20 protein-coding genes are annotated in these 21,923 nt (G+C 60.7%); 11 read left to right on the forward strand and 9 right to left on the reverse strand.

From position 1 onward, the window contains the following. The coding region (locus WA145_RS11990; protein ID WP_422581812.1) for a hypothetical protein at positions 1-92 on the forward strand (92 nt) is incomplete at its 5' end. Between the two features lie 70 nt (positions 93-162). Here the strand turns inward: WA145_RS11990 and fabB are convergent. The 3 genes from fabB to WA145_RS12005 form a co-directional block, all read right to left on the reverse strand. Then, positions 163-1,383, reverse strand: a complete 1,221-nt coding sequence (gene fabB, locus WA145_RS11995; protein ID WP_422581794.1) for a beta-ketoacyl-ACP synthase I — start codon at positions 1,381-1,383, stop codon at positions 163-165. A 12-nt stretch (positions 1,384-1,395) separates the two neighbouring features. Further along, entirely contained in the window at positions 1,396-1,911 is a 516-nt protein-coding gene (gene fabA, locus WA145_RS12000; RefSeq protein ID WP_422581795.1) for a 3-hydroxyacyl-[acyl-carrier-protein] dehydratase FabA, read from the reverse strand. Positions 1,912-2,085: 174 nt separating this feature from the next. Continuing rightward, positions 2,086-4,008: an ATP-binding protein gene (locus WA145_RS12005; protein WP_422581796.1), complete on the reverse strand. Its 1,923-nt coding sequence runs from the start codon at positions 4,006-4,008 to the stop codon at positions 2,086-2,088. Between the two features lie 250 nt (positions 4,009-4,258). On the opposite strand from WA145_RS12005, the gene WA145_RS12010 reads away from it, so the two are divergent. The 3 genes from WA145_RS12010 to sixA are packed head-to-tail and all read left to right on the forward strand — an operon-like array spanning position 4,259 to position 6,168. Then, on the forward strand, positions 4,259-5,281 hold the full coding sequence (locus WA145_RS12010) for an NAD(P)H-dependent glycerol-3-phosphate dehydrogenase (RefSeq protein ID WP_422581797.1): 1,023 nt from the start codon (positions 4,259-4,261) through the stop codon (positions 5,279-5,281). A gap of 34 nt (positions 5,282-5,315) precedes the next feature. After that, positions 5,316-5,663, forward strand: coding sequence for a DUF4389 domain-containing protein (locus tag WA145_RS12015; protein ID WP_422581798.1), 348 nt, complete (start codon positions 5,316-5,318; stop codon positions 5,661-5,663). A gap of 40 nt (positions 5,664-5,703) precedes the next feature. Then, positions 5,704-6,168 carry a phosphohistidine phosphatase SixA gene (sixA, locus tag WA145_RS12020; RefSeq protein ID WP_422581799.1) on the forward strand — a complete coding sequence of 155 codons (465 nt, stop codon included), beginning with the start codon at positions 5,704-5,706 and terminating at the stop codon, positions 6,166-6,168. 163 nt (positions 6,169-6,331) lie between these two features. On the opposite strand, the gene WA145_RS12025 is transcribed toward sixA, so the two are convergent. Together WA145_RS12025 and WA145_RS12030 are read right to left on the reverse strand one after the other, a co-directional pair. Next, complete coding sequence (locus tag WA145_RS12025) at positions 6,332-6,598, reverse strand: DUF4404 family protein (RefSeq protein WP_422581800.1); 267 nt, start codon at positions 6,596-6,598, stop codon at positions 6,332-6,334. Between the two features lie 148 nt (positions 6,599-6,746). Further along, positions 6,747-7,457, reverse strand: coding sequence for an HAD family phosphatase (locus WA145_RS12030; protein WP_422581801.1), 711 nt, complete (start codon positions 7,455-7,457; stop codon positions 6,747-6,749). A gap of 233 nt (positions 7,458-7,690) precedes the next feature. On the opposite strand from WA145_RS12030, the gene WA145_RS12035 reads away from it, so the two are divergent. Then, a complete protein-coding gene (locus WA145_RS12035) occupies positions 7,691-8,392 on the forward strand; it encodes an MlaA family lipoprotein (protein WP_422581802.1) in 702 nt (233 codons plus the stop codon). A gap of 396 nt (positions 8,393-8,788) precedes the next feature. On the opposite strand, the gene WA145_RS12040 is transcribed toward WA145_RS12035, so the two are convergent. The 3 genes from WA145_RS12040 to WA145_RS12050 are packed head-to-tail and all read right to left on the reverse strand — an operon-like array spanning position 8,789 to position 11,848. Next, the gene (locus WA145_RS12040) at positions 8,789-9,775 is read right to left on the reverse strand and encodes an alpha-L-glutamate ligase-like protein (RefSeq protein ID WP_422581803.1); all 987 of its coding nucleotides are present in this window, start codon (positions 9,773-9,775) and stop codon (positions 8,789-8,791) included. A 4-nt stretch (positions 9,776-9,779) separates the two neighbouring features. Further along, positions 9,780-11,306, reverse strand: a complete 1,527-nt coding sequence (locus WA145_RS12045) for an inactive transglutaminase family protein (protein WP_422581804.1) — start codon at positions 11,304-11,306, stop codon at positions 9,780-9,782. Positions 11,307-11,311: 5 nt separating this feature from the next. Next, on the reverse strand, positions 11,312-11,848 hold the full coding sequence (locus WA145_RS12050) for an ATP-dependent zinc protease (RefSeq protein WP_422581805.1): 537 nt from the start codon (positions 11,846-11,848) through the stop codon (positions 11,312-11,314). A 292-nt stretch (positions 11,849-12,140) separates the two neighbouring features. Here WA145_RS12050 and WA145_RS12055 point away from each other — a divergent pair, with 292 nt between their 5' ends. The 5 genes from WA145_RS12055 (at position 12,141) to prpF (ending at position 18,924) form a co-directional block, all read left to right on the forward strand. Then, on the forward strand, positions 12,141-12,896 hold the full coding sequence (locus WA145_RS12055) for a GntR family transcriptional regulator (protein WP_422581806.1): 756 nt from the start codon (positions 12,141-12,143) through the stop codon (positions 12,894-12,896). Then, positions 12,893-13,789 (forward strand): methylisocitrate lyase, encoded by an 897-nt coding sequence (prpB, locus tag WA145_RS12060; protein ID WP_422581807.1) that lies wholly within the window; start codon positions 12,893-12,895, stop codon positions 13,787-13,789. Before WA145_RS12055 ends, prpB begins: the two co-directional genes overlap by 4 nt. A 70-nt stretch (positions 13,790-13,859) precedes the next feature. After that, positions 13,860-15,020 (forward strand): bifunctional 2-methylcitrate synthase/citrate synthase, encoded by a 1,161-nt coding sequence (gene prpC / locus WA145_RS12065; RefSeq protein WP_422581808.1) that lies wholly within the window; start codon positions 13,860-13,862, stop codon positions 15,018-15,020. An 11-nt stretch (positions 15,021-15,031) separates the two neighbouring features. Next, positions 15,032-17,641, forward strand: a complete 2,610-nt coding sequence (gene acnD, locus WA145_RS12070; protein WP_422581813.1) for a Fe/S-dependent 2-methylisocitrate dehydratase AcnD — start codon at positions 15,032-15,034, stop codon at positions 17,639-17,641. A gap of 95 nt (positions 17,642-17,736) precedes the next feature. Next, a complete protein-coding gene (gene prpF, locus WA145_RS12075; RefSeq protein WP_422581809.1) occupies positions 17,737-18,924 on the forward strand; it encodes a 2-methylaconitate cis-trans isomerase PrpF in 1,188 nt (395 codons plus the stop codon). A gap of 76 nt (positions 18,925-19,000) precedes the next feature. On the opposite strand, the gene ppsR is transcribed toward prpF, so the two are convergent. Beyond that, entirely contained in the window at positions 19,001-19,819 is an 819-nt protein-coding gene (gene ppsR, locus WA145_RS12080; protein ID WP_422581810.1) for a posphoenolpyruvate synthetase regulatory kinase/phosphorylase PpsR, read from the reverse strand. Positions 19,820-20,042: 223 nt separating this feature from the next. On the opposite strand from ppsR, the gene ppsA reads away from it, so the two are divergent. Further along, positions 20,043-21,923 (forward strand): phosphoenolpyruvate synthase (ppsA, locus tag WA145_RS12085; protein WP_422581811.1); only part of this gene is annotated, 1,881 nt, incomplete at its 3' end.

Raw genomic sequence — 21,923 nt, forward strand, 5'->3', positions numbered from 1 at the left:
CGGCTGGAGCCAACCAGACCAGTGCGGCCAGCCAGGAGTTATCGCGCCTAGCCGTAGACTTGAATGCGCTGGTGGCGCGCTTCTCGGTCTGATTAGGCCCGCATAATAAAAAGGCCATCCCGAGGGATGGCCTTTTTTATCCTGCAAACAAAGGGCTTGGGCTTATTTGCCAGCCCAGCGCTTGAGTACCAGGGTGGCGTTGGTGCCGCCGAAGCCGAAGCTGTTGCTCATCACGGTGTCGAGCTTGGCGTTCTCCACGGTGCTGCGCTGGATCGGCAGGTCGGCGATTTCCGGGTCGACTTCGTCGATGTTGACCGAGCCGGCGATAAAGTTGCCTTCCATCATCAGCATGCAGTAGATCGCTTCCTGTACGCCGGCGGCGCCCAGGGAGTGGCCGGACAGGCTCTTGGTCGAGCTGATGGCTGGCGCCTTGGCACCGAACACTTCACGTACGGCGCGGCTTTCCGCGACGTCGCCAACCGGAGTCGAGGTGCCGTGGGTGTTCAGGTAATCGATAGGTGTATCGACGGTGGCCAGGGCCTGCTGCATGCAGCGCACTGCGCCTTCACCGCTCGGCGCGACCATGTCGTAGCCGTCGGATGTGGCGCCGTAACCGACGATTTCCGCATAGATCTTGGCGCCACGCTTGAGGGCGTGTTCCAGTTCCTCGACCACCACCATGCCGCCACCACCGGCGATGACGAAACCGTCACGCTTGGAGTCGTAGGCGCGCGAGGCTTTTTCCGGGGTTTCGTTGTACTGGGTGGAGAGGGCGCCCATGGCGTCGAACAGGAAGCTCTGGCTCCAATGTTCTTCTTCACCACCGCCGGCAAACACCACGTCCTGCTTGCCCAGCTGGATCTGCTCCATGGCATTACCGATGCAATGGGCGCTGGTGGCGCAGGCCGAGGAGATCGAGTAGTTGACGCCCTTGATCTTGAACGGCGTGGCCAAACAGGCGGAAACGGTGCTGCCCATGGTGCGCGGTACGCGGTAGGGGCCGACGCGCTTGACGCCTTTCTCGCGCAGGATGTCCATGGCCTCCATCTGGTTGAAGGTCGACGCGCCGCCGGAGCCTGCAATCAAACCCACGCGTGGGTTGGAAATATCTTCTGCGCTGAGACCCGAATCCTTGATCGCCTGCTCCATCGAGAGGTAAGCGAAGGCGGCGGCATCCCCCATAAAGCGATAGACCTTGCGGTCGATCAGCTCTTCCAGGTTCAGCTCAACCGAGCCGGACACCTGGCTGCGCAGGCCCATTTCGGCATAGGCAGGGTTGAAGCGAATGCCTGACTTGCCAGCACGCAGGTTGGCAGAAACGGTGGCTTTGTCATTGCCCAGGCAGGAAACGATGCCCAGGCCGGTAATCACGACGCGACGCATGCGATGAGTCCTTTAGAAATTGTCGGTAGAGGTGAACAGGCCAACCCGCAGGCCTTCGGCGCTGTAGATTTCGCGGCCATCAACGCTGACGCTGCCATCGGCAATAGCCAGGACCAGGGAACGGGCGATGGTGCGCTTGATATGGATGTTGTAGGTGACTTTCTTGGCGGTCGGTAGCACCTGGCCGAAGAACTTCACTTCGCCCGAACCGAGGGCGCGGCCACGGCCGAGGTTGCCCTGCCAGCCGAGGTGGAAACCGACCAGTTGCCACATAGCGTCCAGGCCCAGGCAGCCGGGCATCACCGGGTCGCCTTCAAAGTGGCAGGCGAAAAACCACAGGTCTGGAGTGATATCGAGCTCGGCGACTATTTCGCCCTTGCCGTACTTGCCGCCGGTATCGCTGATGTGGGTAATGCGATCGATCATCAGCATGTTCGGCGCGGGCAGTTGCGCATTACCTGGGCCGAATAGTTCGCCGCGACCGCAAGCGAGCAGTTCTTCCCGGGTGAAGGCGTTTTGTTTGGTCATGCGAGCTCCTCAATATGTCCCATGCGCCAAGGCTGGGCGAATCGTCCTGGCTGGCGGCGCAGTCTGCTGCGCCTGCCAATAGCCTAGTCATAGACTGTTGCGTTGCGGTGAAAGTCACAGCCTTGTGAGTACAGTTGTACTCCGCTCTTGTTGGCCTGTCATAGACCTATGGCTCTAGCCTGCAACAGTTGAGCCTTCTTGACTACCCGTCGAAGGTCGAGGGGGCAGCCAGCGCTGCAGGATTCGCTGCAAATCTGCCCGCTTGAAGGGCTTTGCCAGGTAGTCATTCATACCCGATTGCAGGCAGGCCTCGCGGTCGCCCTGCAGGGCATTGGCGGTCAGGGCAATAATCGGCAATTCGGCGCAGCCGGGTAGGCGACGGATCTGTCGCGTGGCCTCGTAGCCATCCATGATCGGCAGGCGGCAATCCATCAGAATCGCGGTGTAGCGCTGTTGGCTGACTTGATGCACGGCCTGGGCGCCATCGCCGACCAGGCTGACCCGATAACCCAGGCTGCGCAGCATGGCCTCGATCACGGTCTGGTTGACCGGGTTGTCTTCGACCAGCAATACCGGCTGGCCGTTGCCCTGATCAGCAGGCAGTGGTGCGTCGCCGACAGCCGCTGTGATCTGCTGGGAAAACGGCAGTGGTACTTCCAGGGTAAATACCGAGCCCTGGCCTTCCTGGCTGACTGCGCGCAGGGTGCCGCCCATGCGTTCGGCGAGGGTGCGAGCGATGGGCAAACCCAGTCCGGTGCCGCCGTAACGTCTTGAAATAGACGTGTCGGCCTGCTGGAAGGCATCGAACATATGTTCCAGCCGCTCGGGTGGGATACCGATGCCGCTGTCATGCACCGCGCAACTGAACCACAGCACCTGATTGTCCAGCGCCTGCCAGGTGCTGTGCACGCGGATGCTGCCGGTCTCGGTGAATTTCAGGGCGTTGCCGATCAGGTTGACCAGAATCTGCCGAATCCGTGTCGGATCGCCCTGTACCTGCAGCTGTTCCAGGCCGCTCTGGGTGTCCAATAGCAATTGCAGGCCGCGCTGCTGGGCGCTGTGCTGGAATACCTGAATCGAGCTTTGCAGCAGATCGAGCAGGCTGAAGGGGATGCGTTCCAGCTCCAGGGCGCCGCGCTCGATGCGCGAGAAGTCGAGAATATCGTTGATGACCTTCAGCAGGTGCTCAGTGGATTCGGTGGCCAGGGCCGCGTATTCCGCCTGCTCCTGGGTCATTTCCGTGGTTTCCAGCAGCTGCAGCATGCCCAGCACGCCATTCATCGGGGTGCGCAGCTCGTGGCTCATCATCGCCAGGAAGTCGGATTTGGCGCGATTGGCCAGCTCCGACTGTTCACGGGCCTGAATCAGCAGGGTCATGGCTCGCTGTTGTTCTTCACTGGCGCTGGCCAGGCCGTGGGCGAGGTTGTTGATATGCCGCGCCAGCGCCTGCAACTCGCCTTCCCCAACTTCAGGCAGGGTGGTCTGATAATTACCGGCCTGAATCGCGCTGACGGCTTCACCCATGGCGCTAAGCGGTTGCGACAGGTGACGGGCCAGGCGGCGGGCGAGGATAAAGGTCAGGGCCAGGGCAAACAGGGCGAGCAGGGTGGCCTTGAAGAGAATTTCCTGCTGGCGGGTGTTGAAGGCATCGTTGGACATGCCTACCACCACATAACCCAGGTAGTCATCGGTCAGCTTCTGCGGGGTGGGGGTGTTCAGCGCCGCGCGTTGCCGATGGATCGGCGCCTGGAACACCTCGACCTGGCTGCTGGCGTGACCGCTGCCAGGTGTCTGTTCGACATAGACGAGAATCTTGCCGCTGTGGTCGCGCACTTCCAGAAAGCGCACATGCGGGGTCTTCAAGGTGGCTTGCAGCAGGGCATCGAGGACATCGAGGTTGCCGGAAATCACCCCGTAGGTGCTGGCCGGCGCCAACTGGCTGGCGATCAGCTGGCCGTAATGATTGAGCTCCTGGCGCAGGTCCTGCAGGCGGGCAAAGGTGAAGAAACCGGTGAGCAACAGGGTCAGCAACAGGGCGGGACCGACACTGATCAGTTGCGTGCGGGTATGGATATTCCAGCCACGGCGCAGGATCATCGGGCCACTCCGGCGCTGTGCGTAGCATCTGGGCGCTGGAGAACCGGCCGGTTTTTCGCGGGCTCAGGGTGAAGCCGGGCTTGGGTGCTGTCGATCACGCCACAACCTTGTTTGCGTTTGAAAGGCTGCATGTTAACTGAGCTGCCTGGGTTTGCCAGCGCCGGGCGCCCTGCTAAAAGCTGGCTGCATGTCAGTGTCGCCGTATAATGCGAGCGATTCGCCACTTTCAATGGTTTACCACGGATGCGTTATGACTGATCAGCACCCCATCGCCGTGCTTGGCGGCGGTAGCTTCGGCACTGCGATTGCAAATTTGCTGGCCGAGAATGGCCAGCATGTCCTGCACTGGATGCGCGACCCCCAACAGGCCCAGGCGATTCGGCTGACCCGTGAAAATCCGCGTTACCTCAAAGGCATCAAAATTCACCCAGGCGTTGACCCGGTAACCGACCTGGCCGCGACCCTGAATGCCTGCCAGCTTATTTTCGTGGCCTTGCCCTCCAGTGCGCTGCGCCAGGCGTTAGAGCCGGTGGCCGAGCTACTTGGCGGCAAGTTGCTGGTGAGCACCACCAAGGGTATCGAGGCGCAGAGCTTTCTGTTGATGAGCCAGATTCTCGAAGACATCGCCCCGCAGGCGCGCATCGGCGTACTCTCCGGGCCGAACCTGGCGCGTGAGGTGGCCGAGCATGCGCTGACCGCGTCGGTTGTCGCCAGCGAGGACGAAGACCTGTGTCAGCAGGTGCAGGCCGCGCTGCACGGACGCACCTTCCGCGTGTATGCCAGTGGCGACCGTTTCGGCGTCGAGCTGGGCGGGGCGCTGAAGAACGTCTACGCGATCATCGCCGGTATGGCGGCGGCCATGGGCATGGGCGAAAACACCAAGAGCATGCTGATTACCCGCGCGTTGGCGGAAATGACCCGGTTTGCGGTCAAGCTGGGCGCCAACCCCATGACTTTCCTCGGCCTGGCCGGGGTGGGCGATCTGATCGTCACCTGCTCCTCGGCGAAAAGCCGCAACTATCAGGTCGGTTTTGCCCTCGGTGAGGGCCTGAGCCTGGAAGATGCCGTGGCGCGCCTGGGTGAAGTGGCGGAAGGGGTGAACACCATCAAGGTGCTGAAGTCCAAAGCCGAGGAATTAGAGGTCTACATGCCGCTGGTAGCGGGCCTGCATGCGATTCTGTTTGAAGGGCGCACGCTGGATCAGGTGATCGGTGCGCTGATGAATGCAGAGCCAAAGACCGACGTCGATTTTATCCCCACCACCGGTTTCTGAGTTTTACCTTACTAGACCCTGCAAGGAGATAAGCATGAGTGACGATAATCAGGAGTTGCAGCGCGAATCGATTCTGCTGCGCATCCTCTGGATGGTGATCTTCACCATCGTCTGGCAACTGGCGGAAATCCTTCTGGGCGCCGTGGTGCTGCTGCAGCTGGGTTACCGCCTGTTCTATGGCGCGCCGAATGCCGGCCTGCTGGGCTTTGGTGACAGCCTGAGCCAGTACCTGGCGCAGATCGGCCGCTTTGGCACCTTTAATAGCGATGAAAAACCCTGGCCGTTTGCCGACTGGCCAACCCCGCAAGCGCCGCAAGGTGAAACGCCGCATAGCATTCCGCCGGCGGCCCACCCGGTGCGTGACGAAGAACCCAAGCTTTGACGGGGCGGGCTTTGACTAGCCGGTTTAGCGGGGGAAGCCTGTGAAGCTCTGGCTACTGCGCCACGGTGAAGCCGAACCGACTGCACGCACTGATGCCGAGCGCAACCTGACGGCCTATGGCCGGCAGCAGGTGCGCGAGGCCGCTGCGCAGCTGCAGGGCCGGCCGTTGCAGGCCGTATTGGTCAGCCCCTATGTACGGGCGCAGCAGACCGCGGATCTGCTCTGCGAGGTACTGGTCTTTACTGGTATCCGGCAGATCGTGCCCTGGCTGACGCCGCAAAGCGATCTGCGCCAAACGTTGCGGGAGCTGGATGGCTATGCCTTCGACGAACTCTTGCTGGTCACTCATCAGCCCTTGGTGGGTGCTTTGGCGGGCTGCTTGATCCATGGCCATCGCCAGCAGCCGCTGCCGATGGATACCGCCAGCCTGGCGTTGCTGGAAGGTGATGAGCTGGCCGCCGGGTTGATGGAATTGTCTATCCATAAGCACCCGCGACGCTCTTGAGGCGCGGTGTGCGACCAGCTGTGTCGGCTCTGCTGAGTAAAACAGCCTCATATACTCATGCACCGCCTTCGCGGTCTCTGCGGTTTTGCCAGCCGCAGGCTGTTACCCCTGGCGCCTTGTCGTATCCGCTTGCGAGATTTAAACCAGGCGCTGTGCAGCCGGCTTAGATGCCCATGTTGGCCAGGCTCTGCACGATATTGCGCAGGGTGCCGGCAAGAGTTGGGTGGCTGACTTCGAAGCGCTCCACTGCCAGGTTGACTCCGTCAATCAGGGTGGCATCGGGAGCAGCTGCGGCCTCACGGGCCAGCTGTAGCTCAATTTCCTGGGTCAGCACAAACAGCTCGGCGCGTTCCTCTTCGCTTAGCGGCGGTTGCTCGGCCAGTTGTTCGCGCAGATCTTGCAGTTGTTGCTGCAGACGGCTTGCAGGCATGGGGTTCTCCTTTAGGTAATCGACTGATTGACTGACCTTGCGCAGGGGCGAAAGGTTCTGCATGCCTTCAGGTTAATCCAAGCCCGCGGCCTTTGCTTGCTTTGGATCAAGCCTCACAGGTCGAATACTCCGACAAACTGATGCGGGCTCAGGGTTTCTCGCCTTTGTGACGACGCAGGCTGAGGTCCGCCAGGCAGGTGGGCAGATCGCTGAGCTGGTCGATTACCGAGTGCACGCCCAGGCGGTACAGACTCAGGGTGGCCTGGCTGCGCAGTCGATCACGCTCACTCATGGCCAGGCTCTGCCAGTCAGCCAGTGCCAGGCCGCAGAGCGGGCCGCTGATGGCCAGGCCGATGGTCCAGATACCTGCGTTGAGCGCCGCCTGCAGCAGGCGCGATTCGCCACTCACCAGTACGCAGCCTTCAAGCCGATCAACCTGCAGTTCCATCAGGCTAAGCCAGATGGCGTCGGGCGCCGGCCATGGGCGATGGCTGTGGCTGGGTGTGCCGGGCAGCCAGCTCGGTAGCGCGCCGGCCAGGCTGATGCTGGCGTCGCGCGGCAGTTGATCCAGCCAGGCGCAGGGCACCGCTTGCTCTCGCAGTTGCTCAAGCAGGGGCCGGGCCGCAGGGGTGGCCTCGGCATGCTCACATGCGGTCGCGCAGAGTGCCTGTTGGTAAGCCAGCCATTCCCAGGCCTGGGGTTCACGGCCAAGGGCCTGCGGCAGGCTCTGCGGATTGACTGCCTTTGGGTAAAGGCGTTGCAGGGTGAGCGGGATGGTGCGAGCGCCAAAATCAACCAGGCAGCCAGACAGGCTAAACAAGATGGCGTTGAAAGCGGGCAGGTTGGCGGGCGTTTGCATGGGCCGTCCTTGAAAATGGTCTAGTCCAGGCTAACGGCTTCAGGTTACAGGCTGATGAAGGCTGTATTGCTCTGCGCAGTGCCGCCAGTCGCTGAGCTGTACGGCAACAGGCGGTAAGATTTTCAGCTATTTGTTCGTCCGCTATGCTGCCTATTGAGCGGGTTGCCGCTTTATACTGCGCGGCCTGATTTGGCCGCCTGCGGCCACCTGAGCCTTTTCAAGGAGCGACTGTGATGCGTGTGACCGGTGCGAGCTGGATTAAACGATTGAGCCTGTTGATGGCCTGTACCGGCCTGCTATTGCTGCCTGCACTGGCGCAAGCCAACGAAGAAGACCCTTGGCAGGGCTACAACCGCTTTATGTTCCGGGTCAACGACAACGTTGATACCTATACCCTCAAGCCGTTGGCCAAGGGTTATCAGGCGGTGACGTCGCAGTTTCTGGAAGACGGCGTGCACAACGTCTTTCGCAATATCGGTGATGTCGGCAACCTGGCCAACAACCTGCTGCAAGGCAAGTTGCATGACGCAGGGATTGATAGCGGCCGATTGATCTTCAACACCACCTTCGGCGTGCTGGGCTTCTTCGATGTGGGCAGCGCCATGGGCCTGCAGCGCAGTGATGAGGATTTCGGTCAGACCCTGGGCGCTTGGGGGCTCAATAGCGGGCCTTATGTGGTGCTGCCACTGTTGGGGCCAAGCACTGTGCGTGATGCCTTCGGCAAGGTGCCGGACAGCATGTTGACCGCGCCTGCGTTTATCGAGCATGTGCCGACGCGCAATGTGGTGCGCGGCGTCCAGCTGGTTGACCTACGGGCCAGCTTGCTCAAGGCTGAGCGCATGATCAGCGGTGACAAGTACATCTTTATCCGCAATGCCTACCTGCAGAATCGCGAATTCAAAGTGCGCGATGGCGAGGTTGAAGACGATTTCTGAGTCGCCTGCGCACGCATGAGAACGCCAGTCAGCTAAGCTGTCTGGCGTTTTTATTTCTGCTCGAATACTCAGATGAGTAGGGCTTTAGCGCTATGGTATGGCGACCGGGTAGCTGGTTAACTGCCTTGGTTGGCGGCGCATGCTTGAGTGTTATCAGCAGCGGATTCAGCCCAGTTTTACCTGTGCCCCGATAGCCTGTTGCAAGGGCGATACACCTTAGGTTGGCTTGCTAGGCGCCGCGATCAGGTTTGACTGTTCTGCCGCAGGTCGCTGGGCTTTGCTGTGCTTAGCGTAAGCACACCGCAGCCGCACAAGGCCAGGCAGCCGGCGCGCCAGCTTTATGCAGCACATGGCTGGCGGAGCCATGTGTGCATGGATTTTGATTCATCTGATCAATCAGATTTGTGCAACCGAGACGTGACCAAACAGCCCCTGCGAGAAGCGCACGCGCTCTTCTGGCGTTTCCACTATGCCTTTTTTCTGCAGTTCGGCGATGCGGTCTTCAACGGCGTGGGCGCGGTGAGTCAGGCCGCAGTCGTTAGCAATCTGGATATTCAGGCCTGGGCGGGCGTTGAGTTCAAGAATCAACGGGCCCTTGTCCTGGTCCAGCACCATGTCTACGCCGATGTAGCCCAGGCCGCATAGCTCGTAGCAGCCGGCGGCGAGTTTCATAAAGCCGTCCCAGTTCGGCAGTTGTACACCGTCCACCGCGTTGGTGGTGTCCGGGTGTTTGCTGATCTTGTTGTTTAGCCAGGTGCCGCGCAGGGTCACGCCGGTGGCCAGATCCACTCCGACACCGATAGCGCCCTGGTGCAGGTTGGCTTTGCCGCCGGACTGGCGGGTTGGCAGACGCAGCATGGCCATCACTGGGTAGCCCATCAGCACGATGATGCGGATGTCCGGCACGCCTTCGTAGCTGATGCTTTTGAAAATCTGATCCGGGGTAACGCGGTATTCGATCAACGCACGATCCCGGTGGCCGCCCAGGGAGTAGAGGCCGGTGAGGATGCTGGAGATCTGATGTTCGATCTCCTCATGGCTGACGATCTTGCCCGAGACGGTCCGGTACTTGTCTTCGAAGCGGTCGGCGATCACCAGAATGCCGTCACCGCCAGCGCCCTGCGCTGGTTTGACCACGAAGTCCGGGCGGTCGCCGATGATCGTGCGCAGGTTATCGATGCCTTTTTCGGTATCGATGATGCCGTACATTTCCGGCACATCGATGCCCGCTTCGATGGCGCGCATCTTGGTGATGATCTTGTCATCGACGATCGGGTACAGGTGCCGTTTGTTGTACTTCAGCACATAGTCCGCGTTACGCCGATTGATGCCCATGATGCCTTTGGCTTCCAGGGCTTTCCACGTCTTGATCAGACCGAACATGGCATTAGTCCTTGAGGAAGGCTTTGAAGCGGAACAGTTCGGTCAGGCGGTAGCCACGGTAGCGACCCATCGCCAGCATAAAGCCCACCAGAATCATCAGCACGGCCGGGAAGGTGAAGATGAAGTAGTTCAGCTGCGGCACGCTCATCAGCAGGTGCGCCAAGGTGGCGGCGAACAGGGTGCCGATGGCGACTTTAAAGGCATGGCCACCGCCGCGCTCTTCCCAGGTGATCGACAGGCGCTCGATGGTCATGGTCAGAATCACCATCGGGAACAGCGCCACCGACAGGCCGCGTTCCAGGCCGAGTTTATGGCTGAACAGACTGATCACCGCGATCAGCACCACGACGAAGGTCAACACCACCGATAGCCTTGGCAGCATCTGCAGCTTCAGGTGCTCGAGGTAAGAACGTAGCGACAGGCCAGCGGCAGTGATTACAGTAAACAGAATGATGCCGAAGCCCAGTTGGGTTTCGCGGAAGGCCAGGGCGATCAGTACCGGGGTGAAGGTGCCGAGTGTCTGCAGGCCACCGAGGTTGCGCAGGATCAGGATCACCAATACGCCGATCGGGATCATCACCATGATCATAAAGGTCTGCTGAGTCTGCAACGGCAGGCCATACAGGGTGTATTCGAGGAAGTCAGCGTCGGTATTTTCGTCGGTCAGCTTGGCCAGACGGATGGCGTTCATCTCGCTGTTGTTCAGGCTGAAGCTGACTTGTGCCTGTTTGCCGCCTTCCAGCGTGACCAGGTTGTCATCACCAATCCACCAGACCAGGCGATCAACCGGCAGGCCTTGTTCGCCGCTTTCCGGGTTGAAGTACAGCCAGTTTTCACCGTTGAAGCTGCGCAGCCACAACTCAGGGCTTTGCTGGATATCGGCAGCCAAACGAATGGTGTGCACGCGCTCCATCGGCACGTGGGCGATGGACAGCAGCAGCTCAATGACTTTGGCTTTATTCGGGGTGGAGGCATCGCCGCCCAGCAGCAGTTTGACGTTGTCGTCATTGTTGTTATTGACGCGTTTGATGGTCTCGCTGATAAAGGTTTCGACGTCCGCCGAGTGCTGGCGAATTGGCGCCAGCAGCGCTTCAGCGGCAATCTTTTCGGCGCCCTCAACCGGGATGCTGTCACGGAAGATCGGGCCCTTGGCCTTGGCTTGTTCGCCGCTGTAGCGCTTGGTCAGCACCAGGCGGTAGTAGAGGGTCTGCTTGCCACTGGCGCGACGTGCGGACCAGGTGACTTTGCGGTTGCCGTCGGCACGGTTGATGCTCACACCGTAGTTATTCGAGATAAAGCTCTCGTTCAGGCTGACGTAGTCCTGGGTCAGCGGCGGTACGAACATCTGCAGTTTTACCGGCTCACGCGGGCTGGCCTGGAACTCGACTTTGGCGTCGATGTTCCACAGGTCATCGGTTTCGTCTTCGGTCATCGGGATGCCGAGGATAAAGATCTGATAGGCCGTGATCAGAACGCCCAGGCTCACCAGGAGTATGACCAGGACTTTCAGATGGAGGGTAAGAGAGCGCATGGGAGTTACTCGCCAAGGTTTGCGTCAGGGGCACAGGCAGGTTTGCCTGCTGCGTATTTAAGACTCGGGTCGACCAGCGCCGAAAACCGTTTGAGTGCTTCGGAGCCTATCAATAACGGGTATTGGAATGCACTGCGGTCGGTCAAGTTCACTTCAATGGTGCGTAGCGCGCTGCCCATGCAGATATCCATTTCAATCACGGGGCGTGCCGTATAGGTTTTTTCTTCCTGTGGATCATAGTCGCCCGCGCGGCGTTTGATCTTGCTGATGCGCGCCAGGGGGCGTTCGATCGGGCTGCTGTGCGCCTCGTCGATGGCCAGGTAGAAACGTACCCAGGTTTCGCCGTCACGCTTGAAGCGTTTGATGTCGCGAGCGCTGAGCGAGGCGGTCTTGGCGCCGGTGTCGAGCTTGGCGGCAAGCTTCAAGTCGAGGTCGAAGAGTCGGACGTATTCATTAAGCCCATAGACTGCCTTCTCCGCGGCGAAACTCAGGCCGGGAGCAAGTAGCAGGCATAGCACAAGGATGGAGGGCTTTAGTGTCATAAGTCCTGAGGCATGGTGTTGATGATCTGTCGGTCGCGCGTGCTGCAGCTAGCGCACCTGGGCTTGGAGTCTAGCAGGCAGTGGAAAATTCCTCTGCGAGCGTTAAGCGGGCGGCATTCTACCATGGGCTTTTTCAGTCAGGACAGGCGCTTATAGGCGTTTATGTAAGTAAGGTCGCGACTGCTGCTGCCTAAAGTGGTTCTGTACACTGTCAACAATAATCCTGGCTTGTTTGACACTAGCCCTATCTAAGCGTAATTTTAAGGCAATTAATCCGTACGGTGTCGACAATATGCTTGATGTTATTGAGCCGCTCGAGTCCAGTCAGGAAGACTCGGAAACCCTTTCCGAACAGGTTTTTCGGCGCATTCAGGCGGCCATCGTCAAAGGTGAGATTGCTCCCGGTAGCAAGATTTCCGAGCCTGAACTGGCGCGCACCTACGGCATCAGCCGTGGTCCGCTGCGCGAGGCGATTCACCGCCTGGAAGGTCAGCGCCTGCTGGTGCGCGTGCCGCATGTCGGTGCGCGGGTGGTGTCGCTCAGCCATGCCGAGCTGATCGAACTCTATGAGATTCGCGAGTCGCTCGAAGGCATGGCTTGTCGCCTGGCTGCCGAGCGCATGAGTCAGGCGGAAATCGATGAGCTGCGCGGAGTGCTTGACCTGCATGAGCAGGACGCCGCCTTTAAGGCCGGCGTCGGCTATTACCAGCAGGAAGGCGATTTCGACTTTCATTACCGGATCATCCAGGGCAGTGGCAACACAACCCTGACCCAGATGCTCTGCGGTGAGCTGTATCAGCTGGTGCGCATGTACCGCCTGCAGTTCTCTGCCACGCCGAATCGACCGCACCAGGCGTTCGCCGAGCACCACCGCATTCTCGATGCCATTGCCGACCGTGACGGTGAGCTGGCCGAGTTGTTGATGCGCCGGCATATCGGTGCCTCCAAACGCAATATCGAACGCCACTATTCCATGAGCTCCGCCAGTGCCATCGGCATGGGGCGAGGCGCGCATCCCAAGACAGCCAAAACCCGAGGTGAGTCATGAGCCAGCTTTCTATTCCGAGCAGTCCAGGTCAGCGTTTCCGTGATGCCGTTGCCGCAGAGCACCCGCTGCAAGTCATTGGGGCGATCAACGCCAACCACGCGCTGCTGGCCAAGCGCGCCGGTTTCAAGGCGATCTACCTGTCCGGTGGCGGAGTAGCTGCGGGCTCGCTGGGTTTGCCGGATCTGGGCATCACCGGCCTGGACGATGTGCTTACCGATGTGCGCCGTATCACTGACGTCTGCGATTTGCCGCTGCTGGTGGATGTCGACACCGGCTTCGGTGCTTCGGCGTTCAACGTCGCGCGTACGGTTAAATCGATGATCAAGTTCGGCGCGGCGGCGATTCATATTGAGGATCAGGTCGGTGCCAAGCGCTGCGGCCATCGCCCCAATAAAGAGATCGTCACCCAGCAGGAAATGGTCGACCGCATCAAAGCGGCCGTCGATGCGCGTACCGACGAGAGCTTTGTGATCATGGCGCGTACCGATGCCCTGGCGGTTGAGGGGCTCAACTCGGCGCTGGACCGCGCCGCGGCCTGCATCGAGGCCGGTGCCGACATGATCTTCCCGGAAGCCATCACCGAACTGGCGATGTACAAGACCTTCGCCGACCGGATCAAGGCGCCGATCCTGGCCAATATCACCGAATTCGGCGCCACGCCGCTGTACACCACCGAAGAGCTGGCCAGTGTCGACGTGTCCCTGGTGCTGTACCCGCTGTCGGCTTTCCGCGCCATGAACAAGGCGGCGGAGAACGTCTACATGGCTGTGCGCCGCGATGGCACGCAGAAGAACGTGGTCGACACCATGCAAACCCGCATGGAACTGTACGAGCGCATCAATTACCACGCCTTCGAGCAGAGCCTTGACGCGCTGTTTGCCGCGAAAAAATAAGCCGGAACGCAGGTCTTAGCCGCCTGCCGATAAAGAACGACCGACCGGATCGGATGAGGAGAGATTAGCGATGAGTGCGACCCCAGAAACCACCCCAGGCTTCAAGCCGAAAAAATCCGTGGCCCTGAGCGGCACTGCCGCTGGCAATACCGCGCTGTGTACGGTCGGCCGCACTGGTAACGATCTGCATTACCGCGGCTATGACGTGCTCGATTTTGCCAATCGCTGTGAGTTCGAGGAAATCGCCCATCTGCTGGTCCACGGCAAGTTGCCCAACGTGGCTGAGCTGGCTGGCTACAAGGCCAAACTCAAGGCGCTGCGGGGCCTGCCTGCCGCGCTGAAAGCGTCACTCGAGCAACTGCCGCCATCGGCCCACCCGATGGATGTGATGCGCACCGCCGTGTCCGTGCTGGGTTGCGTGTCGCCGGAGAAGGACGACCACAACCACCCGGGTGCCCGCGATATCGCCGACAAGCTGATGGCGAGCCTCGGTTCCGCGCTGCTGTACTGGTATCACTTCAGCCACAACGGCAAGCGCATCGAGGTGCAAACCGATGACGACTCCATCGGCGGCCACTTCCTCCACCTGCTGCACGGCGAGAAACCGCGTGAGTCCTGGGTGCGCGCCATGCACACCTCGCTCAACCTGTATGCCGAGCATGAGTTCAACGCCTCCACCTTCACCTCGCGGGTGATCGCTGGCACTGGCTCGGATATGTACAGCTGCATCGCCGGCGGCATCGGCGCGCTGCGTGGGCCCAAGCACGGCGGCGCCAACGAAGTGGCCTTCGAGATTCAGAAGCGCTACGACAACGCCGATGAGGCCGAGGCCGATATCCGCGCGCGGGTGGAAAAGAAGGAAGTGGTGATCGGTTTCGGTCACCCGGTTTACACCGTGGCGGACCCGCGCAACAAGGTGATCAAGGACGTGGCGCGCGAGCTGTCGGTGGAGCAGGGCAATATGAAGATGTATGACATCGCCGAACGTCTGGAATCGACCATGTGGGAAATCAAGAAGATGTTCCCCAACCTCGACTGGTTCAGCGCCGTCAGCTACCACATGATGGGCGTGCCGACTGCCATGTTCACTCCGCTGTTCGTGATTGCCCGCACCTCAGGCTGGTCCAGCCACGTGATCGAGCAGCGCATCGACGGCAAGATCATCCGCCCGAGCGCCAACTATGTCGGCCCTGAGGACCTGAAGTTCGTGCCGCTCAAGGAGCGCCCATGACCATGATCAGCCTGAATACGCAATACCGTAAGCCGCTGGTGGGCACCGCGCTGGATTATTTCGACACCCGCGAAGCGGTGGATGCCATCGAGCCCGGCGCCTATGCCAAGCTGCCGTATACCTCCCGCGTGCTGGCCGAGCAGCTGGTACGTCGCTGCGAGCCGGCGGCATTGACCGATTCGCTCAAGCAGTTGATCGAGCGCAAGCAGGACCTGGATTTCCCCTGGTATCCGGCCCGCGTAGTTTGCCACGACATTCTCGGTCAGACCGCGCTGGTCGACCTCGCCGGCCTGCGTGACGCCATCGCCGAGAAGGGTGGCGATCCGGCCAAGGTCAACCCGGTGGTGCCGACCCAGCTGATCGTCGACCACTCCCTGGCTGTGGAAGCACCGGGCTTCGACCCGGATGCCTTTGCGAAGAACCGCGCCATCGAGGACCGTCGCAACGAGGATCGCTTCCACTTTATCGAGTGGACCAAGACCGCGTTCAAGAACGTCGACGTGATCCCGGCCGGCAACGGCATCATGCACCAGATCAACCTGGAGAAGATGAGCCCGGTGATCCAGGCCCGCGGCGGCGTGGCCTTCCCCGACACCTGCGTCGGCACCGACAGCCACACCCCGCACGTCGATGCGCTGGGCGTGATCGCCATCGGCGTCGGTGGCCTGGAAGCGGAAACCGTGATGCTCGGTCTGCCGTCGATGATGCGCCTGCCGGATATCGTCGGGGTCAAACTGACCGGCAAGCGCCAACCCGGCATCACTGCCACCGACATCGTCCTGGCCATCACCGAGTTCCTGCGCAAGGAGCGCGTGGTCGGCGCCTGGGTCGAGTTTTTCGGCGAGGGGGCCAGCAGCCTGACCATCGGCGACCGCGCCACCATCTCCAATATGTGCCCGGAATACGGCGCGACCGCCTCGATGTTCTATATCGACCAGCAGACCATCGACTACCTCAAGCTGACCGGTCGCGAGCCGGAGCAGGTCGCCCTGGTCGAGCAGTACGCCAAACTCACCGGCCTGTGGGCCGATGCGCTGGTCAGTGCCGAGTACGAGCGGGTGCTCGAATTCGACCTGTCCAGCGTGGTGCGCAACATGGCCGGCCCGTCCAACCCGCACAAGCGCCTGCCGACTTCGGCACTGCAAGAGCGCGGCATTGCTGGCGATGCCATGCTGGCGGCGTCCAAGGTTGAGGAGGCCGAAGGTCTGCTGCCCGATGGTGCGGTAATCATTGCCGCCATCACCAGCTGCACCAACACTTCCAACCCGCGCAACGTGGTGGCCGCCGGCCTGCTGGCGAAAAAGGCCAACCAGCTGGGCTTGCTGCGCAAACCCTGGGTGAAGACGTCCTTCGCCCCGGGCTCCAAGGTCGCCAAGTTGTACCTGGAAGATGCCGGTCTACTGTCGGAGCTGGAAAAACTCGGCTTCGGCATCGTCGGCTACGCCTGCACCACCTGTAACGGCATGTCCGGTGCTCTGGACCCGGTGATCCAGCAGGAAATCATCGACCGCGACCTGTACGCCACTGCCGTACTGTCCGGCAACCGAAACTTCGACGGGCGTATCCACCCCTACGCCAAGCAGGCGTTCCTCGCTTCGCCGCCGCTGGTGGTGGCCTACGCCATCGCCGGTACCGTGCGTTTCGATATCGAGCAGGATGTGCTGGGTACTGACAAGGATGGCAAGCCGATCACCCTCAAGGACCTGTGGCCGAGCGATGAGGAGATCGACGCCATAGTCGCTGCCAGCGTGAAGCCGGAGCAGTTCAAGCAGATCTATATCCCGATGTTCGATCTGGGAACTATCGAGGAAGCCGAAAGCCCGCTGTACGACTGGCGTCCGATGTCCACCTACATCCGCCGTCCGCCGTACTGGGAAGGCGCCCTGGCAGGCGAGCGCACGCTCAAGGGCATGCTGCCGCTGGCGATCCTGCCGGACAACATCACCACCGACCATCTGTCGCCGTCCAACGCCATCCTGCTGGACTCGGCCGCCGGCGAATACCTGCACAAGATGGGTCTGCCGGAAGAGGACTTCAACTCCTACGCGACTCATAGGGGTGACCATCTGACCGCGCAACGCGCCACCTTTGCCAACCCACAACTGGTTAACGAAATGGCCGTGGTCGATGGCGTGGTGAAGAAGGGTTCGCTGGCCCGCGTGGAACCCGAGGGCAAGGTCATGCGCATGTGGGAAGCGATCGAAACCTATATGAACCGCAAGCAGAACCTGATCATCGTCGCCGGCGCCGACTATGGCCAGGGTTCGTCCCGTGACTGGGCAGCCAAGGGCGTGCGCCTGGCTGGCGTGGAAGTGATAGTCGCCGAAGGCTTCGAGCGCATCCACCGCACCAACCTGGTCGGCATGGGCGTGCTGCCGGTGGAGTTCAAGCCGGGTACCACGCGCCTGACTCTCGCTCTCGACGGCACAGAAACCTATGATATCGAGGGCGATGTGTCGCCGCGTTGCGACCTGACCCTGGTGGTCAATCGCCGCAATGGCGACGTGCTCAAGGTGCCGGTGACTTGCCGCCTGGATACCGCTGCCGAAGTGCATGTGTACAAGGCCGGTGGCGTGCTGCAGCGCTTTGCCCAGGACTTTCTCGAGGGCTCGGTAGCCTGACTTTGTAGGGTGGATGGCGTTTTTCCGGTCCCATGGTGGATCGGTGAAGCGTGATCCACCCTACAGTCCACTCATACTCCAGCCAGGACTCAATCATGGCTCAACAACCCCAGATCAAGATTCCCGCCACCTATATGCGTGGCGGCACCAGCAAGGGTGTGTTCTTCCGCCTGCAAGACCTGCCGCAGAGTTGCCAGGTGCCGGGCGCCGCGCGCGACAAGCTGTTTATGCGCGTGATCGGTAGCCCCGACCCGTACTCTGCGCACATCGACGGCATGGGCGGCGCGACTTCCTCGACCTCCAAATGCGTGATTCTGTCGAAAAGCAGTCAGCCGGATCACGATGTCGACTACCTCTACGGTCAGGTCTCCATCGACAAGGCTTTCGTCGACTGGAGCGGCAACTGCGGCAACCTGTCCACCGCTGCCGGGGCCTTTGCCATTCATGCAGGGCTGGTTGACCCTGCGCGCATTCCCGACAATGGCGTCTGCGTGGTGCGCATCTGGCAGGCCAATATCCACAAGACCATCATCGCCCATGTGCTGGTCAGCAATGGTCAGGTGCAGGAAACCGGCGATTTCGAGCTGGACGGGGTGACCTTTCCGGCGGCCGAGATCGTGTTGGAGTTTCTCGATCCGTCCGATGACGGCGAGGAGGGTGGTTCGATGTTCCCCACCGGCAATCTGGTCGACGAGCTTGAGGTGCCGGGCGTCGGTACCTTCAAGGCGACCATGATCACGGCCGGTATCCCGACTGTGTTCGTCAATGCCGAAGACATCGGTTACAGCGGCGCCGAGCTGCGCGAGCAGATCAACGGTGACCCGGAGCAATTGGCGCGTTTCGAGAAAATCCGCGTGGCCGGCGCCCTGCGTATGGGCTTGATCAAAACGGTGGAAGAGGCGGTCACCCGCCAGCACACACCGAAAATCGCCTTTGTCGGCAAACCCAAGGATTACCTGTCGTCCAGCGGCAAGACGGTACCTGCGGGCGAGATCGATCTGCTGGTGCGTGCGTTGTCCATGGGCAAGCTGCACCACGCGATGATGGGCACCTGCGCGGTGGCCATCGGCACGGCGGCGGCGATTCCCGGCACATTGGTCAACCTGGCTGCCGGCGGCAGTGCGCGCGAGGCGGTGCGCTTCGGCCATCCGTCCGGCACCTTGCGCGTGGGTGCCCAAGCGGTGCTGGTCGACGGCCAGTGGACGGTAACCAAGGCCATTATGTCGCGTAGCGCGCGGATATTGATGGAAGGCTGGGTGCGCGTGCCGGCTGATTCGTTCTGAGGTCGTAGGATGGGTTGCGCGGCGCGCGGCAATTGCGGCGAGAGGCTTGAATCTATGTTCGCGCCGCTAACCCATCCTACTTCAGGCGGCGCTCAACACCTTTTTCCACCAGAATTTTCGCGGAGATCTCTTCCACGGAAAAATAGGTGGAGTTGATAAAGTTGATGTTCTCGCGGCGGAACAGGTTTTCCACCTCGCGCACCTCGAATTCGCACTGGGCGAAGCTGGCATAGCGGCTATTGGGCTTGCGTTCGTGGCGGATGGCGGTGAGGCGGTCGGGGTCGATGGTCAGGCCGAACAGCTTGTCCTTGTGCTTTTTCAGCACGGCCGGCAACTGCAAACGCTCCATATCGTCTTCGGTCAGCGGGTAGTTGGCGGCACGAATGCCGTACTGCATGGCCATATACAGGCAGGTCGGGGTTTTGCCGCAGCGTGACACGCCGACCAGGATCAGATCGGCCTTGTCGTAGTAGTGGGTGCGCGCACCGTCGTCGTTGTCCAGGGCGAAGTTCACCGCCTCGATACGCTCCATATAGTTGGAGTTGTGCCCGATGGAGTGGGACTTGCCGACCGAGTAGGAGGAATGTGAGGTCAGTTCCTGCTCCAGTGGAGCAAGAAAAGTGGAGAAAATATCGATCATATAACCGTTGGACTTGGCCAGGATGTCGCGAATGTCCTGATTGACGATGGTGTCGAAGATGATCGGCCGTGCGCCGTCTTTTTCTGCGGCGGTGTTGATTTGTTGTACCATTGCGCGCGCTTTTTCCACGCTGTCGATGTAGGGGCGCGTGAGTTTGGTGAAGTCGATGGTTTCAAACTGTGCCAGCAGACTTTGGCCCAGGGTTTCGGCGGTGATGCCGGTGCCATCGGAGATGAAAAAAGCGGTTCGTTTCATTTGCACCATGGGCCTTAAGCTGAGGACGAATCTTGGCTATCATAGGCCCGCCTTTGCAGGGCCGATCTGGCCGGCATTGTTACTTATTTTCCAGGGCCAGGCCACAATCGTGCGGGCATGTCTGCCGTCGACCTTCCCTGCCCCTAGATAGTCTGTTCAAGGGCTCGCGAGCAAATTTTGAACAGGTTCTGAGCTTTTCCAACACTTTAGTGGAGAGATCACCTTGGTAGAGTACGTAGTTTCCCTCGATAAGCTCGGCAATCACGATGTTGAGCACGTAGGGGGCAAGAACGCCTCCCTGGGCGAGATGATCAGCAACCTTGCCGGTGCCGGAGTCTCGGTACCCGGTGGTTTCGCCACCACAGCCCAGGCCTACCGGGACTTTCTCGAACTGAGCGGTCTGAACGCGCAGATCCATGCCGCGCTGGATGCCCTTGATGTCGATGACGTCAACGCTCTGGCCAAGACCGGTGCGCAGATCCGCCAGTGGGTAATGGATGCGTCCTTCCCTGAAGAGTTGAACGCGCAGATCCGCACCGCCTTTGCCGAAATGGCCGGTGGTAACGACAATATGGCGGTTGCCGTGCGTTCCTCGGCCACCGCCGAAGACCTGCCGGACGCCTCGTTTGCCGGCCAGCAGGAAACCTTCCTGAACATTCGTGGCGTGGAAAACGTGATCCGCGCCGCCAAAGAGGTTTTTGCCTCGTTGTTCAACGACCGCGCCATCGCTTACCGCGTGCACCAGGGCTTCGACCACAAACTGGTCGCCCTGTCTGCCGGGGTGCAGCGCATGGTGCGTTCGGAAACCGGCACCGCCGGTGTGATGTTCACCCTGGACACCGAATCGGGCTTCCGCGACGTGGTGTTTATCACCGGCGCCTACGGCCTCGGCGAAACCGTGGTGCAGGGCGCGGTCAACCCTGACGAGTTTTACGTGCACAAGCAGACCCTGGCAGCCGGTCGCCCAGCCATCCTGCGCCGCAACCTGGGCAGCAAGGCGATCAAGATGATCTACGGCGACGAAGCCAAGGCCGGTAAATCGGTCAAGGTCGTCGATGTCGATCGCGCCGAGCGTGCGCGCTTCTGCTTGAGCGATGCCGAGGTCAGTGAGCTGGCCAAGCAGGCGATGATTATCGAGAAGCACTACGGTCGCCCGATGGACATCGAGTGGGCCAAAGACGGTGACGACGGCAAGCTGTATATCGTTCAGGCGCGTCCTGAAACGGTGAAAAGCCGCACCAATGTCAATGTGATGGAACGCTACCTGCTCAAGGAAACCGGCACCGTGCTGGTGGAAGGCCGTGCCATCGGCCAGAAGATCGGTGCAGGCCGCGTGCGGGTTATCCATGACGTGTCCGAGATGGATAAAGTGCAGCCGGGCGATGTGCTGGTCTCCGATATGACCGACCCGGATTGGGAGCCGGTGATGAAGCGCGCCAGCGCCATCGTCACCAACCGTGGCGGGCGTACCTGCCACGCCGCGATCATCGCCCGTGAGCTGGGTATTCCGGCGGTAGTCGGCTGTGGCAACGCCACCCAGGTACTGAAAGACGGCATGGGTGTGACGGTTTCCTGCGCCGAAGGCGACACCGGTTTTATCTTCGAAGGCGAGCTGGGCTTCGACATTCGCAAGAACTCGGTCGATGCCATGCCCGAGCTGCCGTTCAAGATCATGATGAACGTCGGCAACCCGGATCGCGCCTTCGACTTCGCCCAGCTGCCCAACGAAGGTGTTGGCCTGGCGCGTCTGGAATTCATCATCAACCGCATGATCGGCGTGCACCCTAAAGCGCTGCTGAACTACGCCGGCCTGCCGGCTGAGATCAAGGACAGCGTCGACAAGCGCATTGCTGGTTACGACGATCCGGTTGGCTTCTATGTCGAGAAACTGGTTGAGGGCATCAGCACCCTGGCAGCGGCCTTCTGGCCGAAGAAGGTCAGCGTGCGTCTGTCGGACTTCAAGTCCAACGAATACGCCAACCTGATCGGCGGCAAACTGTACGAGCCGGAAGAAGAGAACCCGATGCTGGGCTTCCGTGGTGCCTCGCGTTACATCAGCGAATCGTTCCGCGACTGCTTCGAGCTGGAATGCCGTGCGCTGAAG

The sequence above is a fragment of the Pseudomonas sp. genome, from assembly GCF_049301935.1.
Taxonomy (GTDB): Bacteria; Pseudomonadota; Gammaproteobacteria; order Pseudomonadales; family Pseudomonadaceae; genus Aquipseudomonas.